The following is a 15,068-nucleotide window of genomic DNA, read 5'->3' as shown; positions in this document are numbered from 1 at the left end:
CGAATCATGCGTGTAAAATCAACGAGTTCTATTATGAAAGGTTGGAGTCCAAATGTCCTTGACTAGCGGTACAGGTATGCATATTATTGTTCGGGTACAATTTCAAAAGGAAACCGTTTCGTTTGGAGACATTGCCAAGACCATTGGTGAGGCCGGGGGAGATATTATCGGCGTAGATGTGATTTCCTCGAGCAAAACGCATACCGTTCGGGACATTACCGTGAGTGCGTATGACCAATCGCACGGCCAGCTGATTGCCGATACCTTAAAGAAACTGCAAGGCATCACCATTATTCATGTATCGGATCGGACATTTCTCATGCACGTGGGCGGGAAGATTGAGGTCACGTCCAGAATCCCCATCAAAAACCGGGATGACCTCTCAAGGGTGTATACCCCCGGCGTGGCCCGCATTTGTACGGCGATTGCCGAAGAGCCCAGTAAAGCTTATTCTCTGACGATCAAACGGAATACGATCGCTGTTGTTTCGGATGGAACGGCGGTATTGGGCCTAGGGGATATTGGCCCGGAGGCAGCCATGCCGGTGATGGAAGGGAAGGCCATGCTTTTCAAGCAGCTGGGGAATGTGGACGCTTTTCCGATTTGCTTGGATACGAAGGATCCTGAGGAAATCATCCGAATCGTGAAGGCCATTGCCCCTGCTTTTGGCGGAATTAACTTGGAGGATATTTCCTCCCCAAGGTGCTTCGAGATTGAGGAGCGGCTCAAACGGGAGCTGGACATTCCTGTGTTTCACGATGACCAGCATGGAACAGCCGTCGTCTTGCTGGCTGGCCTGCTCAACGCGCTGAAGCTCGTCGGAAAAAAGCTGGAGGATGTTAAAGTAGTCCTAAGTGGCGTAGGGGCCGCAGGCATGGCATGCACCAAAATTCTGCTGGCTGCCGGCGTAAAAAATATTATAGGTGTAGACCGAGAGGGAGCGGTTGCACGAGGAATCCTCTATACCAATCCTTATTGGCTTAGTTATGCCCAGATCACGAATCCAAAGAATGAAACCGGCGGCCTCAGCGACATCATAGCCGGTGCGGATGTCTTTATTGGCGTGTCCGCCCCTGGTATCCTCAAAGTGAAAGATCTTAAGAAAATGGCAAAGGATCCGATCGTGTTTGCCATGGCAAATCCGAATCCAGAGATTCAGCCGGAGCTAGCTGAGCCTTATGTTCGAGTCCTGGCTACCGGCAGGTCAGATTACCCGAACCAGATCAATAATGTTCTTTGTTTCCCTGGGATGTTCCGTGGGGCTCTTGACTGCCGCACTTCGGATATTAATGAAGAAATGAAACTGGCTGCCGCTTATGCAATCGCCTCCGTCGTCTCGGACGAAGAGCTGAGCGAGAGCTATATTATCCCGACCGTGTTCAATCATCGAGTGGTAGAAAAGGTGAGGGAAGCTGTAATTGAAGCTGCTATTCAGACAGGAGTCGCCCGGAAAAAAGCGAGGTTCCAGGAGGATGGACAAATGGAAGAGCTACCTAGCGAGCTAGAATTAGTAGGGAGTTAAAGAGGAAGCTCATCAGCAGGAGATGCTGGTGGGCTATTTTTCATTTGAGTAGGGAATCTTATTTTGGGGAAATATTTACAAATAGTGTAGTTTAAATTGGTTAAAAGGTAAGGGATGATTTTATGACGTATGAAGAGGGAATACGTGAAGTAAGCAGAGGATACCAAATGATAAAAGAAGCAACAGATATCATGAGTACCGCTATTGTTGAAGCCTTTTATTTTACATGGCAATGGTGGTTTGGAGTGGCATTAATGGTACTCCCATGGATCATTTGGTTTCTGCTTAGAAAAAAAGAGAGCACCAATCGCTTACTCCAGACCGCGTTTTTAGTCATTATCTTGTCTATTTTCATTGATATGATTGCTTTCTCCAAAGGGGCATGGTCCTACCCGATGGAGATCGTCCCCATTTCACCTATGCTGCTACTCCCGTATCATTTTTCATTAGTTCCAGTTACCGTCATATTTTTTATTCAATATAAAACGAAAGTGAATATGTTGGTTAAAGGGATCATCTTTGCAGCAGTAGGAGCTTTTGTTGGGATGCCTTTCTTTACCATCATTGGTTTTTATGATCCTAAAGGGTGGCCATATAGTTATGACTTCTTTCTATTTCTATCTATTTATCTAATTGGACACTGGTCAAGTCGATGGAACCAATACGAAAAGATCGAGAATGAAAGTGGTAAAGAAAATGAAGTTCATTTTCTGCGGAGAAAAGAGAAGGTGAGATGAAGACGCTGTATTAGCGTCTTTTTTCTACTGTTTAAGAAAGTTTAAGTTAACTAAAGCATTAAAGTGAACAAACTTTTTTAAACGCATAAAAAACTTCCTCTAAAGGCGGTCTGGCTACCTTGGAAATACTTCAATAGAAGTTTTTTTTATTTTGTCTGCCGTCTGTACCTTAAAGGGTTGGCACATTTATTAGGTCAATGAGTTATTATTTGAGACTCCCCTCTTTGACATCCACTTGACATATTTCGTTCTTACAATAGTTCTTAGCCTATGAAGAATTGGGAAGGTGGAAAACATGAAAAAACAGATGACCTCATTGCTGGCGCTCGCTCTTCTGGCAGGGGCCAAGCCTGCAGCGGCTCAGGTCCAGGTAGCTATAGACAGCAATCTCATTACCTTTGAACAAGCCCCCTTTATTCACAATGACTTAACTCTAGTCCCGATGCGAGAGATTTTTACCGAGCTAGGCGCGGAAATCGCCTGGGATCCTCCAACGCAAACGGTGACCGCAACAAAGGATAGCGTTACGATTCAGCTTAAGATTGGCTCCTCCTATGCCTTGAAAAATTTCCAACAAGTATCGTTGGATACACCTGCCATGATACGCCATGGCAGGACCTTCGTTCCGCTGCGCTTTATTGGAGAGTCGCTGGGAGCGACAGTAGGATGGGACGGGCCATCCCGAACTGTACAGATTACTTCAGAGCAGTTAAAAGCCGAACAGGACGTAACGCCTGCCTTGTCGTTTGATCAAGCCGTCCAATGGGCGGTGGCCAATGCTCATACGGTGAAGATGGCGGAGCAGGACATTGAGCGAAAGGAACTCAATCGAGAGGATGCGTCAAGTAAAATCGATTTTATCCCGATCAATGAAGGTAATGGTCCGGATGAAGCGGCTGTACGGTCTGCATGGAGAAGCCTCCTCACGGCAGATATGAACCTTCAACTGTCCAAGAAAGAAATTGAAGTTACCCAAGATCAGGTAACCTACCGTGTCAAGCAAGCCTACCAAGATATCCTCGTAAAGGAAAACGATGTGCGGAATAAGGAAGAAGCTTTGGAAGTGGCTCGAATGGAAGAACGCGCGACGCTTGCCAAGGCTCAGATTGGAAAAGTTTCAGAAGTAGACAAAAACAGGGTGATCAAGGCGACCGTAGAAGCAGAGAAAAATTGGCAGCTGTCCAAAACGGCTTTGCAGGAAGCCCAAGGAAAACTCAACACCCTTATGGGCAAGACCAAAAGCACGGTTTATAAGTTAGCCGATCAACCTCTGACCCATGAGATCGAGGCCATTGATATCGACTATCATGTAGCAAAAATCCTCTCTTCTAGTCCCACCATATGGAGGCTCGAGAAACAAGTCGAGTTAGCTAAGCTTGGGGTGACCCTTTTTTCGTGGAACGCCGGGCAAAACTATCAGATTGCCGAGATGGATGTGACCCAAGCGCAAGCCACCCTCGCGGAAAACAAGAAGCAGCAGGAAGAGTCTTTACGGACCGCGTATGCCAGCTTGAAACAGCTAGAAGAACAGGTTCAACTGCGCAAGCTGACGCTTGAGACGGCAGAAGAACAGGTAAGAGTAGCCCAATCCAAGTTCGATCGAGGGTTGATTACGGCATTAGAAGTCAAAAAAGAGCAGACTAGCCTCAACCAAAGAAAAAGAGAGCTAGAAGAATTGGCGATCCGTATCGATCAAGCTTTATTTACTTTACATAAGCCGTGGGCGAGCTAAAAAAGAAGGAGGAGATCTTTGAAAATGAAGAGAAACCATCTGGTTTGGCTAAGTGTTTCGTTCTTATTGGTTTCTGGTTGTTCCATGGGGGCCTCTTCCCAGGGAGGTCCTGGGGGAGCGCCTGGGCAAGGGGCTATGGCGGCTCGGGCTCAACAGGCGGTTGCCGTAGAAGTAGAGGAAGCGAAGAAAGGCGATTTAACGGTGACCAAAAAGATTGTGGGAAGCGTCTTATCGGACAAGCAAAGTGACGTGCATGCCACGATGGCAGGAAAGCTTTTATCCCTTCAGGTGAAAAAAGGCGATCGCGTCACGCAAGGTCAAGTGTTGGGAAGAGTGGATACCTCTGACACGGCGGAAGCGATCGTGCAGGCCCAATTTAATATCGAAAGTGCCAAACAGCAGCTGCAGAGCGCCCAGATTTCCAAAAAGCAAACCGAGCAAAATCAAAGCCGAATCGACCAGCTGAAGCGTCAGTGGGAAACTGCTAGAACGAGTTTAGAAGAAATGCAGTTCCTATTTGACCAAGGGGCTGCGCCGCAAAGTGAGTTAACGCAAGCCAATAAGCAGGAGGAAGAAGCTCAAATTGCCTATGAAAACGAGCTGCGCTCCTATGACATTGAATGGGAAAGAGCAGAGCTTGCGATTCAACAAAACGAGCTGAGTGTGAGAAAAGCGGAGGCCACCCTTCAGGAACTCCGGAAAAACGCACAAAAGGCGACTACGGACGCTGTCATTTATGCCCCGATCGCAGGAGAAGTCATGGCGGTCAACTACAATGTAGGGGATCAGCTGTCTACCCAGCAGCCATTGCTTACCATCTCCAATAACCAAAACTTGAAGATCACGACTCAAATCACCGCGGAGCAGCGGTCCTTGCTACCTTTGGGTCAAGAAGTGCGAGTCGTAACGGCAAATCCGGATACCTCCGCCACAGCCCAAGTGCAGTACATCAGCGGAACGACCAATGCCAATGGCCTTTATGATGTGGAGCTCGTTTTTTCCACGCCGGGGGTCAGTATCAGCAGTGGGGAAGCGGTTCAGCTGACTTTTACAGAAACGCTGGCGTCGGATGTGCTGTTGGTTCCCACGCATGCGATTTTGCAAAAAGCAGATACCTCCTTTGTGTATGTGGTGGAGGAAGGCAAAGCGGTTCAGAAAAAGGTGGAGGTTTTGAATGCCCAGTCTGACGTGACGGCCGTAGGCGGGGAACTTCAAATGGGAGCCCAAGTCATTGTCAACGGACATAAGCTGGTTACTGAAGGGATGAATGTGCTTCTGCCTGGTCAGGTTCCTACCATTCAGCAGGGGGGAGAAGGACGTCCGGGGCAAGGTCAGCGGCCTGAAAGGCAAGGCGGGCAAGGACAACCGCAGCGAGCTCCTTCCGGAGGTGGCCAGTAATGAATTTAATCAAGTTATCGGTCCAGCGGCCGGTGGGGGTGATCATGCTGGTGATCTGCCTTCTGATGGTGGGCGTGGTCACCTTGCGTGATATTCCCATAGACCTTTATCCGGAAATGGAAATGCCTACGGTCACCGTGACCGCCAATTATAGTAATGTAGCTCCGCAAGATATGGAGAGAATGGTGACGAAGCCGATTGAGGCGCAGATTGCTTCGATGAATGGCGTGGACTCGATGGTGTCGACGACCAGTACCGGCTCTGTGCGGATTCGGGTTACGTTTGACGACTCGATTCCTTTAGACAAAGCGGCCTCCGAGCTTCAGCAGCGCATGTCCCGCATGTCGCGATCCCTGCCAGACAGCGTGGAGACGCCAACGGTTTCTCAGTTCGATATCAACAGTACACCGATTATGACGCTTGCGCTGGTCGGAAGAGATACGGCCAACCTCGAAAAGCTGGCCAACGACATCAGTCCTCAATTCGAACGGATTGATGGGGTAGCTGGGGTCTCGGTAGAGGGGGGAAGGTCAGCAGAGCTTCGCTTGACGCTCAACCCTCTTTTGCTCCAGCAGTATAACCTAACAGCAAGCGATGTAGCGAATGCGATTCGCACGAAAAACACCTCCAATACCGTAGGATCCGTACCCAAAGGCGATGAAGATATCCAAATCCGGGTTGATGGGGAATACACCTCCCTCGATCAGATTGCAACCACGCCGATTCGATTGGGAGACAGTCAAACCATTACCGTGGCCGATATTGCAACGATTACGGACATCTCCAGCGAGGTTCAGTCCATTACGCGAATCAATCAGGTGCCAGGCGTCTTGATGTCCATTTCCAAGCAGTCGGGAAGCAATACGGTGGGGGTTGCCGATCGTATTTATGAAACGATGGCCTCTCTACAAAAAGAGCTGGCCGAAGGCATTGAGCTGGTAACAGTTAATGACCAGTCTACTTTTATCCGCAATGCGATCAGCGGAGTGACCCAAGCGATGGCGGTTGGGGGGGCCTTTGCCGTATTCGTTTTGTTATTCTTCTTGCGCAGCGTAAGGGCTACGCTGGTTATCGGGGTGTCCATCCCGATTGCCATCGTGGCCACCTTTATTCTGATTCGCTATTCCGGGCAGACCTTAAACGTCATCACGTTATCCGGTTTAGCTCTGGGGATTGGGATGATGGTGGACAGTTCCATAGTGATCTTGGAAAATATCATGAAGTATAAGCAAAATGGGGTCAGTGCAAAGGAAGCCGCTATAAAAGGAGGAAGCGAACTGGTCTCGGCTGTGATCGCCTCTACGACGACCACGCTGGTCGTATTTCTTCCTCTCGTTCTGCTTGGCACCGGTCAAATTGCCAATTTATTCTTGCCCTTGGCGATTGTCGTTTCGTTCTCGCTCGTCACTGCTTTATTAGTCGCCATTACGTTGGTGCCTATGGTGGCCTCCAAGATGCTCAACAGTCGAAACGCAGAAAAATGGGCGAAGGATCCAGTCTGGATGCGAGGGCTCACGTGGCTGTATGAACGAGTGCTGCGGTTCAGCTTGCGGTTCCGATGGCTCGTGGTGCTGGGCGTGGCCGCCCTCACCGTAGGGAGCACCTTGCTTTTCGCTACCTTGGATGTGGAGACCTTCCCGCGCTCGGCGGAAGAACGGATTAATCTAACGGCTCGCTTTGATGAAGGAACGGAATTTACTCAGATTGAAGGATTTGCGAATCAGGCTGAAGCCGTGTTGGCTAAATATCAGGATGAAATCAAGCTGCAGCAAACGTCGATTCGATCTACGCAGATCAGTATCGCGTTGCAGTTGCCTCCAAAAAGTGAACAACGTCGAACGACTGCAGAGCTTTCCGCTGCGATTCAAGCGGACTTGAGGCGGGAGATTGTGGGGGTTAGTTTCTCGGCAGGCCGTGCATTCCGGGCAGCAGGAGGGGGAGGATCGGCCCTCACCGTGAGCTTGGCGGGTCCGGACCAAGAAGTGCTGCACACGCTCTTGGAACAAGTGGATTTGCTGCTTTCCAGGATTCCTTCGATCGAGAATGTAGAAATCCCCAGCATCAATGGACGCCCTCAATACACCATCCGAGTGGATGAGCCGGTCGCCGTTCGATATGGTTTAACCCAAGGACAGGTGATGGATCAGATGAGTACCGTGTTTAACGGAATTTCAGCGGCAAGGCTACAACAGGACGGCAAAGAATACAATGTGATGGTGCGCTATCCGGAAGAGGAGTCGGACAGCATCGCCGATTTGCAGGGATTCCTGCTCAAAACCTCGGCAGGTCAGTATATTCCGTTAACCGCGATAGCCAGCATTCAAGAAACCAAAGGACCGGTTTCGATCCAGCGGGAAAATCAGCGGCAAATGTACACGTTAACGGCTGACGTAACAGAAGGGGCTTCCGCGGCCCAGGTGACGCAGCAAGTGAACCAGCTGTTAGCCGGACTTCCTGTACCGAATGGCTACGAAGTTACGACCGGCGGAACGCGCCAAGAATTTGACAATTCCGTAGGCAATCTCTTGCTGATGATTGCGTTAGCAATCTTCCTCGTGTACACCGTGATGGCGGTTCAATTCGAATCGTTCATTCATCCTTTTATCGTCATGTTTGCCCTGCCTACCACAGTGGTCGGGGTTATCTTGGGACTCAAGACCACCGGCTTGCCCTTAAGCTTCCCGACCTTTATTGGGATGATTATCTTGGCCGGTATCGTGGTCAACAATGCGATCATTCTGGTCGATTATATCAACCAGCTTAAGCGAGGAGGGACGGATTATAAAGAAGCCATTATCGAAGCCGGACGCAGCCGTCTGCGTCCGATTCTGATGACGACGATTACCACGGTTTTGGGAATGCTGCCTTTATCCCTTGGACTAGGGGAAGGAAGTGAAATGCAGCAGCCGATTGGGGTCGTTACGATCTTTGGGTTAAGTGTATCCATGTTCTTTACCTTGTTCTTTGTCCCTGTGATGTATTCCATCATTGAGGATTTCGGTAAATGGGTGACAAATCTATTCCGCCCGAGACAAGCACCAACCCAGCAAATCGATATTCAAAGTTGAAATAGAGGGGGGATTACTATGAAGACCATCCTCATTATTGAAGATGAGCGGGCCATTTCGCGGGTGTTGAAAGTCTATTTGGAAAAAGCGAAATATGAGGTTGTACAAGCTTTTGATGGGGACGAAGCCGTCCACCTGCTGCAGACGATGCAGCCTTCCCTTGTGCTTTTGGATGTGATGCTGCCTGGGCGCGATGGGTGGGACCTGCTGAACTATATTCGCGAACGAAGCGCTTGTCCGGTGATTATGCTGACGGCTCTTGGGCAAACCCAGCAAAAGCTGATGGGGTTAAATCAGGGGGCGGATGATTATATCACCAAGCCTTTTGTCGCGGAGGAAGTCGTCGCCCGGGTAAACGCCGTGCTTCGTCGTTCCACTCCGATGGCCGTTCATCCCCAGGCCAAGGTATTTGGCCATTTAAAAGTGGACTTTAAGGCCCACCTGATTACGCTGCATGGGGTCGAGCTTACGCTAACCCCGCGCGATTTGTCCTTGCTTTTGTTTCTAGCTCAGCATCCCAATCAGTTGTTTACCCGGGAGCAGCTCATTGAATGCGTATGGGGGCTGGATTACGAAGGAAGCGACCGCGCCGTGGACTTGGCCATCAAGCGCATTCGGCAAAGCTTGATCCATTGGCCCGCCACCCAAGGGGAAATACGAACGATGCGAGGATTGGGGTACCAATTTTGTGTTTATGAACCACGATAAGCGAAAAACACTGCTTCAATATTGGACCACCCGATATGTTCTAACGCTGGTTACTGGGCTGCTGGTGATCGGGGTGTTCTCCTTTTTCTGGCTGCAGTACCAAGCGACGGAAAAAAGGTTGGGCATGATGAGCATGCTGGCAGAAGAAATTGCCGATCGGGTCGTCGACTCCGAAGGGAACCTGCAAGTCGACCCTTCTCTACAAGGGATTATTGACCGCCGGGCCCGTTTTCTCGAGCTGGGAGGAAGACTCATATTCCTCATTTTAGATCAAGATCAGCAGTTGATTTATCCTAAGCGGGCTCCTCTACCGGAGCAGTACCGTATCCCGTTGGATCCACAGGAGCCTGTTCAGAAGATTTCTTTTGGAGAAGGCAAGGAAGCCTTTGTCATCACCAGACAGATGGAGAGGCAAGGAGCGCCTGTCGGCTGGGTCATCCTGCTGCAGCCTCATATGGGGCTCATGGTCAGCAAGGAGCCCTTTCAATTTCTCGTGATCATGCTGGCGAGTTTAGGGGTGCTCGGTTGGGGGGTCATCTATTTGCTCACGCGAAAGCTCTCGCAGCCGATCAAGGAGGTAGCCGAGGCGGCCAAACAAATTGTTACCGGAAACTATCAGCTTGAATTGGATCGAGAGATCAAGGAAAAGGAGATCTATGAACTCGTAGAGTCCTTTAAGGACATGGCCGACCGCTTGGAAAAAGCCGAAGTGATGCGAACCGAGCTGCTGGCAGGGGTAACACATGAGCTCAAGACCCCGGTTACCTCGATAAGCGCGCTTGTCCAAGCGGTGAGGGATGAAGTGGTGAGCGGCGAGGAGGCCAAGGAGTTTTTGGACATCTCCCTCAAGGATACCGTCAGCCTGCAAAAAATGGTAGAAGACCTGCTGGATTTTAATTCCTTTGCCGTAGGGGATGTGACCGTTCATAAAGAGGTGACTGATCTGAACCAGCTGATACAGGAAATCACTTATCAGTGGACCATTGTCCAGGGTCAGGGAAACCTTCAGGTCGAAACTATCCTTCCAGAGCAAAGCATCCTGATGGCTACTGATCCTTTGCGGGTGCAGCAGATTTTAACGAATCTCCTCAACAATGCGAAGCAGGCCATGCTTGACGAGGGCAAACTGCAAGTGACGCTTTATCAACGGGAGCAGGAAGTGAGAGTGGATGTGTTGGACGAGGGTCCCGGTATCCCTCAAGAGGAACAGCCGCTCATTTTTGAAAAATTTTATAGAGGAATGGACAAAAAACATCGGATCCGAGGATTGGGACTAGGACTGCCATATAGCAAAATGATGGCAAAGGCCTTGGGAGGTGACCTCCTGCTGAAGCAAAGTACAGCGGAAGGGACCGTGTTTTCCTTGATTTTGAACAGGCCCACCTAGCATATGGTCTCTAACTTCTCTCCAGCAGATGTGTTATACTTATAGCATAACGATTGGATGTGAGGAGTCTGTATGCCTTTAAAGCCCAAAAATGTTATTCCTTTTTCGATTAGTGCTGATTTCTATATAGAACGAGCGAACAAGTCGCTTGATCGCTATAATTATCCCAAAGCTCTTCACTACTATAAAAAAGCCGTGGAGATCGAACCGCATAATCCTTTACTTTTTTGCAATATGGCTGGCGTACTCGGACATCTTGGAAAATATCAGGAATCCAATGAGATTTTGCATTACGTCTTGCAGAAGCTAGATGAGAATACGATCGAGTGTCACTATTATTTAGCGTGCAACTATGTCTATCTGGATATGCTGGAGAAAGCCGAAGAGCATGCCCATGTGTATCTTCAGCATGACCCTAAAGGCCGCTATGCTTCGGATGCAGAGGAGCTGCTTGTGTATTTGCAGGGGGAGTTGGACCACGCCCATCCCATGGATGAGGAGCCGGTGCCCTTAGACGAAAAAACCCAGCGCCATGAAAAAGCGAGAGCTCTCATGGAGGAAGGAAGCTTTCAGCAGGCAGAGAAGCTGTTAGTGAAGCTGATTGAGGAATATCCTGACTTCCTGGCGGCGAGTAATAATCTGTCTCTTTGCTATTACTATAAGGGTGAGTTTGAAAAAGCGGGAGACATGATCGACCAAGTGCTAGAGCAAGAGCCTCATAATATTCATGCCTTATGCAATCTGGCGATTTTATATTACCAGCAGCAGGAGCACCAAAAGCTAGAAGAGCTGCTAGGCAACTTGAGAAAGCTCGTCCCGTTGCAATACGACCAAGCCTATAAGCTAGGCATTACCCTTGGCGTCATGGGCGAGCATGAGGCGGCTTACAAGCTGTTTAAGAAGATGTCTGCTTATGCTTGGCAGCTTGATTTTCACTTGTTTCATTACTGTGCGGTGGCTGCTTTTAATTCCGGCCGACAGAAAGAAGCAGAGAAGTATTGGAAACTCGTCCGGTTAGAAGATCCGGAGTCTCCTATCGCGCCTTACTACCTCGAGATGCTGAAGCAAGGAGAAACACTAGATCGGGATATTCCCTACTACTATCATCTGCCGAATTACGAAAAGAAAAAGAAAAGCGGAAGCTCGCATTTGCCTGAGCCTTCCCTCCAGCAGGAAGTGGAGCATGATCCCTTTATCCGTTCTTCCTTCCTCTGGGCCTTGCGGCACGGGGACCGTGAAACCAAGCTGCAAGTCTTACAAGCGTTTGAGTGGCTGGGGGATCAAGAGGTGATTGAGGCACTGCTGGAATTTGTCCAGCAGTCCGATGAGGATGAGGAGCTAAAGAAGATTGCGCGATTCGTCCTCAAGACGCTGGGCTACTCTTCGGAGACCAAGATTCCTTGGCGCAAAACCTGGCACCGTGTACTCGAGTCCCTTTTGCCTGGCCTCACGGAGGCGCAAGGAAAGCAAGCCGGAGAGATATGGTCCCAGTTCATCCACCTGACGTACCCGGCCACTCCCGTCATCCGAAAGCCAGAGGCTTGGGCCGCTGCCTTGGAAGGCATGGTAACGGTGGAAAGCCTGGAGCTTGTTGCGGAGAAGTACGGGACTTCAGCCAAGACGATCCGCAAGCATATTGAAACGATTGAGACCGAGATTGAGAAAGGAAAGAACCCTATGTTGTAGGGTTCTTTTTTTGTGGGTTCGTGGGGAGTGCGGGACGCGGCGGGCGGGGCGCCCAATTACGGAGGGAAAGCGCCCAAAAGTAGCAGCGGATCGCCCGAAAAGGGAGTTGGGTCGCCCAATCGTGTGGGGAGCGCCCAATTCGGCAGGTGAAGCGCCCAAAAGTAGCAGCAGATCGCCCGAAAAGGGAGTTGGGTCGCCCGATCGTGTGGGAGGCGCCCAATTCAGTAGGGGGATCGCCCAAAAGTCGGTTTGGATCGCCCGAAAAGGGAGTTGGGTCGCCCAATCGTGTGGGGAGCGCCCAATTCAGGCGGGGAAGCGCCCAAAAGTCGGTTTGGATCGCCCGAAAAGGGAGTTGGGTCGCCCGATCGTGTGGGAGGCGCCCAATTCAGTAGGGGAAGCGCCCAAAAGTCGGTTTGGATCGCCCGAAAAGGGAGTTGGGTCGCCCGATCGTGTGGGAGGCGCCCAATTCAGTAGGGGGATCGCCCAAAAGTCGGTTTGGATCGCCCGAAAAGGGAGTTGGGTCGCCCGATCGTGTCGGGAGCGCCCAATTCAGGCGGGGAAGCGCCCGAAAGTAGCAGGTGATCGCCCGAAAAGGGAGTTGGGTCGCCCGATCGTGTCAGGAGCGCCCAATTCGGCAGGTGAAGCGCCCAAAAGTAGCTTTCAAACGCCCGAAAAGGTGTCGACTCGCCCACCCCATCCCTTTACATAAACTTTATTTGTAATAATTATAAATATCTTGTATACTAACTACTAGAACATATATTATTTCCAATCCGGAGGAGAGAGGGATCGGTATGTCCGAACAAAAAATTTATGATGTGATTATTGCGGGTGCGGGCCCGGCAGGGATGACCGCCGCTGTTTATACTTCTAGAGCAAATATGTCCACGTTAATGCTGGAGAGAGGCATTCCAGGTGGTCAGATGGCCAATACGGAGGATATCGAAAACTATCCGGGGTATGAATCCATTTTGGGCCCTGATTTATCGAACAAGATGTTTGAGCATGCTAAGAAGTTTGGGGCTGAGTATGCGTATGGGGATATCCAAGAGATCCAGGATGGCTATCCATATAAAACAGTCAAAGCCGGCAACAAAGAATATCTAGCCAAATCCATTATTGTAGCTACTGGAGCTGAGCATCGCGAGCTAGGCGCTCCGGGTGAAAGAGACCTATCCGGACGCGGGGTGTCCTACTGTGCGGTATGTGACGGTGCCTTCTTCCGTAACAAAGAGCTTGTGGTAGTAGGGGGCGGAGATTCAGCGGTGGAAGAAGCGATCTTCTTGACTCGTTTTGCCACGAAGGTAACCATCGTTCACCGTAGAGATCAATTCCGTGCGCAGAAGATTATCCAAAAGCGTGCCTTTGAAAATCCGAAAATAGAAGTGATCTGGGATACGGCGGTGAAGGAGATTCGTGGGGAGAATAAGGTAGCTTCTGTTCTGCTAGAAAACCTCAAAACTGGCGAGCAGACGGATTTTCCATGCGAAGGGGTATTCATTTACGTAGGGATGGATCCCTTGTCCAAAGCGGTGCAAGGACTGGGCATTACCAATGAGGCAGGCTACGTGCTTACCGATGAAAAAATGAAAACCAGCGTGCCTGGTATCTTTGCGGCGGGCGATGTTCGAGATAAGATGCTGCGTCAAGTCGTGACGGCGACTGGTGACGGCGGGGTGGCTGCACAGAGTGCTCAGCATTACGTAGAAGACTTAGAAGAAAGATTAAAAGAAGAGCAAGCGGCGTCACAAACAAAATAAAATTTTAATCTTTTTGTAACACTCTTGAAACATTCGTAGCATATAATAAAATTATCAAATTGACCCCCTTATAATATAAACCTTGAGGCGTGATTCGAATGAATCACGCCACTTTTTTGGGCTTACCAGCAAAAAAAATTGTTGTACGTGGGGATTGGTGGTATTCTAGGGAGAAGGGGTGAGGATTCATGACCGAAAAGCAAATCAATCTACTAATTATTACGGGAATGTCTGGAGCAGGAAAAACGGTCGCTGTGCAGAGCTTAGAGGATTTGGGCTTTTTCTGCGTCGATAATTTACCTCCTTTGCTAATACCTAAATTCGCTGAACTGATTGAACAATCGGGCGGCCGCATTAAGAAAGTCGCTCTCGTCATAGATTTGAGAGGTCGGGAGTTTTTTGATACCCTGTCGGATGCTTTGTCCAGATTGGAAGAAATGGAGCATATCCATTACCAGATTCTTTTCTTGGATGCTTCCGATCAGGTCTTAGTCCAACGCTATAAAGAAACGCGCCGACGTCATCCTCTTGCCCCCGAAGGCATGCCTCTAGAAGGGATCCTAGCCGAGCGAAGACTGCTAGAGGAATTGAAGGGCCGCGCGAATTTGATTCTAGATTCAAGCCAAATGAAGCCGGTTCAGCTCAAAGAAAAGATCTCCGGCTATTATTCCAATATGAAGTCCCAGATGACGGTCAATATCACGTCGTTCGGATTTAAGTACGGTATTCCGATTGATGCCGATCTGGTGTTTGACGTTCGCTTTTTGCCGAATCCTCATTACATCGATGAGCTTCGTCCCAAGACGGGGCTGGATCAAGAGGTCTCAGGCTATGTGTTCCAATGGGAACAAACCAATGAATTCGTGGAACGGCTACTGGATTTCATAGGCTATTCGCTTCCCCATTACCAGAAGGAAGGAAAGAGCCAGCTGGTCATTGGAATAGGGTGTACCGGAGGGAAGCATCGTTCGGTTTCGATCGCGGAGTATCTGGGTGAAAAGTTTAAAGAGGAGTATCAGACTCGTGTGAGCCACCGAGATATCGAGCGTGACCGGAAGTGAGGTGAAGGC

The 15,068-nt window shown here is 49.7% G+C and carries 11 protein-coding genes; all 11 read left to right on the top strand.

What is annotated here, in order from left to right:
* The first annotated feature begins 52 nt into the window (after positions 1–52).
* A complete protein-coding gene (locus tag EIZ58_RS28985; protein WP_134704473.1) occupies positions 53–1,522 on the top strand; it encodes an NAD-dependent malic enzyme in 1,470 nt (489 codons plus the stop codon).
* Positions 1,523–1,644: 122 nt separating this feature from the next.
* Positions 1,645–2,259 carry a CBO0543 family protein gene (locus tag EIZ58_RS28980; protein ID WP_205672395.1) on the top strand — a complete coding sequence of 205 codons (615 nt, stop codon included), beginning with the start codon at positions 1,645–1,647 and terminating at the stop codon, positions 2,257–2,259.
* 295 nt (positions 2,260–2,554) lie between these two features.
* A complete protein-coding gene (locus tag EIZ58_RS28975) occupies positions 2,555–3,991 on the top strand; it encodes a stalk domain-containing protein (RefSeq protein WP_134704472.1) in 1,437 nt (478 codons plus the stop codon).
* 24 nt (positions 3,992–4,015) lie between these two features.
* The gene (locus EIZ58_RS28970; protein ID WP_134704471.1) at positions 4,016–5,389 is read left to right on the top strand and encodes an efflux RND transporter periplasmic adaptor subunit; all 1,374 of its coding nucleotides are present in this window, start codon (positions 4,016–4,018) and stop codon (positions 5,387–5,389) included.
* Positions 5,389–8,457, top strand: coding sequence for an efflux RND transporter permease subunit (locus tag EIZ58_RS28965; protein ID WP_134704470.1), 3,069 nt, complete (start codon positions 5,389–5,391; stop codon positions 8,455–8,457). Before EIZ58_RS28970 ends, EIZ58_RS28965 begins: the two co-directional genes overlap by 1 nt.
* An 18-nt stretch (positions 8,458–8,475) precedes the next feature.
* Positions 8,476–9,165, top strand: a complete 690-nt coding sequence (locus tag EIZ58_RS28960; protein WP_134704469.1) for a response regulator transcription factor — start codon at positions 8,476–8,478, stop codon at positions 9,163–9,165.
* Positions 9,152–10,552, top strand: coding sequence for a sensor histidine kinase (locus EIZ58_RS28955; RefSeq protein ID WP_134704536.1), 1,401 nt, complete (start codon positions 9,152–9,154; stop codon positions 10,550–10,552). Before EIZ58_RS28960 ends, EIZ58_RS28955 begins: the two co-directional genes overlap by 14 nt.
* A 72-nt stretch (positions 10,553–10,624) precedes the next feature.
* Positions 10,625–12,238: a tetratricopeptide repeat protein gene (locus EIZ58_RS28950; RefSeq protein WP_134704468.1), complete on the top strand. Its 1,614-nt coding sequence runs from the start codon at positions 10,625–10,627 to the stop codon at positions 12,236–12,238.
* Positions 12,239–12,248: 10 nt separating this feature from the next.
* On the top strand, positions 12,249–12,947 hold the full coding sequence (locus EIZ58_RS28945) for a hypothetical protein (protein ID WP_134704467.1): 699 nt from the start codon (positions 12,249–12,251) through the stop codon (positions 12,945–12,947).
* Between the two features lie 85 nt (positions 12,948–13,032).
* Complete coding sequence (gene trxB, locus EIZ58_RS28940) at positions 13,033–13,998, top strand: thioredoxin-disulfide reductase (RefSeq protein ID WP_134704466.1); 966 nt, start codon at positions 13,033–13,035, stop codon at positions 13,996–13,998.
* Between the two features lie 188 nt (positions 13,999–14,186).
* The gene (gene rapZ, locus EIZ58_RS28935; RefSeq protein ID WP_134704465.1) at positions 14,187–15,059 is read left to right on the top strand and encodes an RNase adapter RapZ; all 873 of its coding nucleotides are present in this window, start codon (positions 14,187–14,189) and stop codon (positions 15,057–15,059) included.
* Positions 15,060–15,068: the final 9 nt, after the last annotated feature.

The organism is Ammoniphilus sp. YIM 78166, from assembly GCF_004522215.1.
Taxonomy (GTDB): Bacteria; Bacillota; Bacilli; order Aneurinibacillales; family RAOX-1; genus YIM-78166.
The sequence above is the reverse complement of the archived record's forward strand: the minus strand, read 5'-3'. Positions and strand labels throughout refer to the sequence as shown.

Coding starts and splice junctions, on each gene's coding strand:
- EIZ58_RS28985 (WP_134704473.1), top strand. CDS start 53: ATGTCCTTGACTAGCGGTACAGGTATGCATATTATTGTTCGGGTACAA.
- EIZ58_RS28980 (WP_205672395.1), top strand. CDS start 1,645: ATGACGTATGAAGAGGGAATACGTGAAGTAAGCAGAGGATACCAAATG.
- EIZ58_RS28975 (WP_134704472.1), top strand. CDS start 2,555: ATGAAAAAACAGATGACCTCATTGCTGGCGCTCGCTCTTCTGGCAGGG.
- EIZ58_RS28970 (WP_134704471.1), top strand. CDS start 4,016: ATGAAGAGAAACCATCTGGTTTGGCTAAGTGTTTCGTTCTTATTGGTT.
- EIZ58_RS28965 (WP_134704470.1), top strand. CDS start 5,389: ATGAATTTAATCAAGTTATCGGTCCAGCGGCCGGTGGGGGTGATCATG.
- EIZ58_RS28960 (WP_134704469.1), top strand. CDS start 8,476: ATGAAGACCATCCTCATTATTGAAGATGAGCGGGCCATTTCGCGGGTG.
- EIZ58_RS28955 (WP_134704536.1), top strand. CDS start 9,152: ATGAACCACGATAAGCGAAAAACACTGCTTCAATATTGGACCACCCGA.
- EIZ58_RS28950 (WP_134704468.1), top strand. CDS start 10,625: ATGCCTTTAAAGCCCAAAAATGTTATTCCTTTTTCGATTAGTGCTGAT.
- trxB (WP_134704466.1), top strand. CDS start 13,033: ATGTCCGAACAAAAAATTTATGATGTGATTATTGCGGGTGCGGGCCCG.
- rapZ (WP_134704465.1), top strand. CDS start 14,187: ATGACCGAAAAGCAAATCAATCTACTAATTATTACGGGAATGTCTGGA.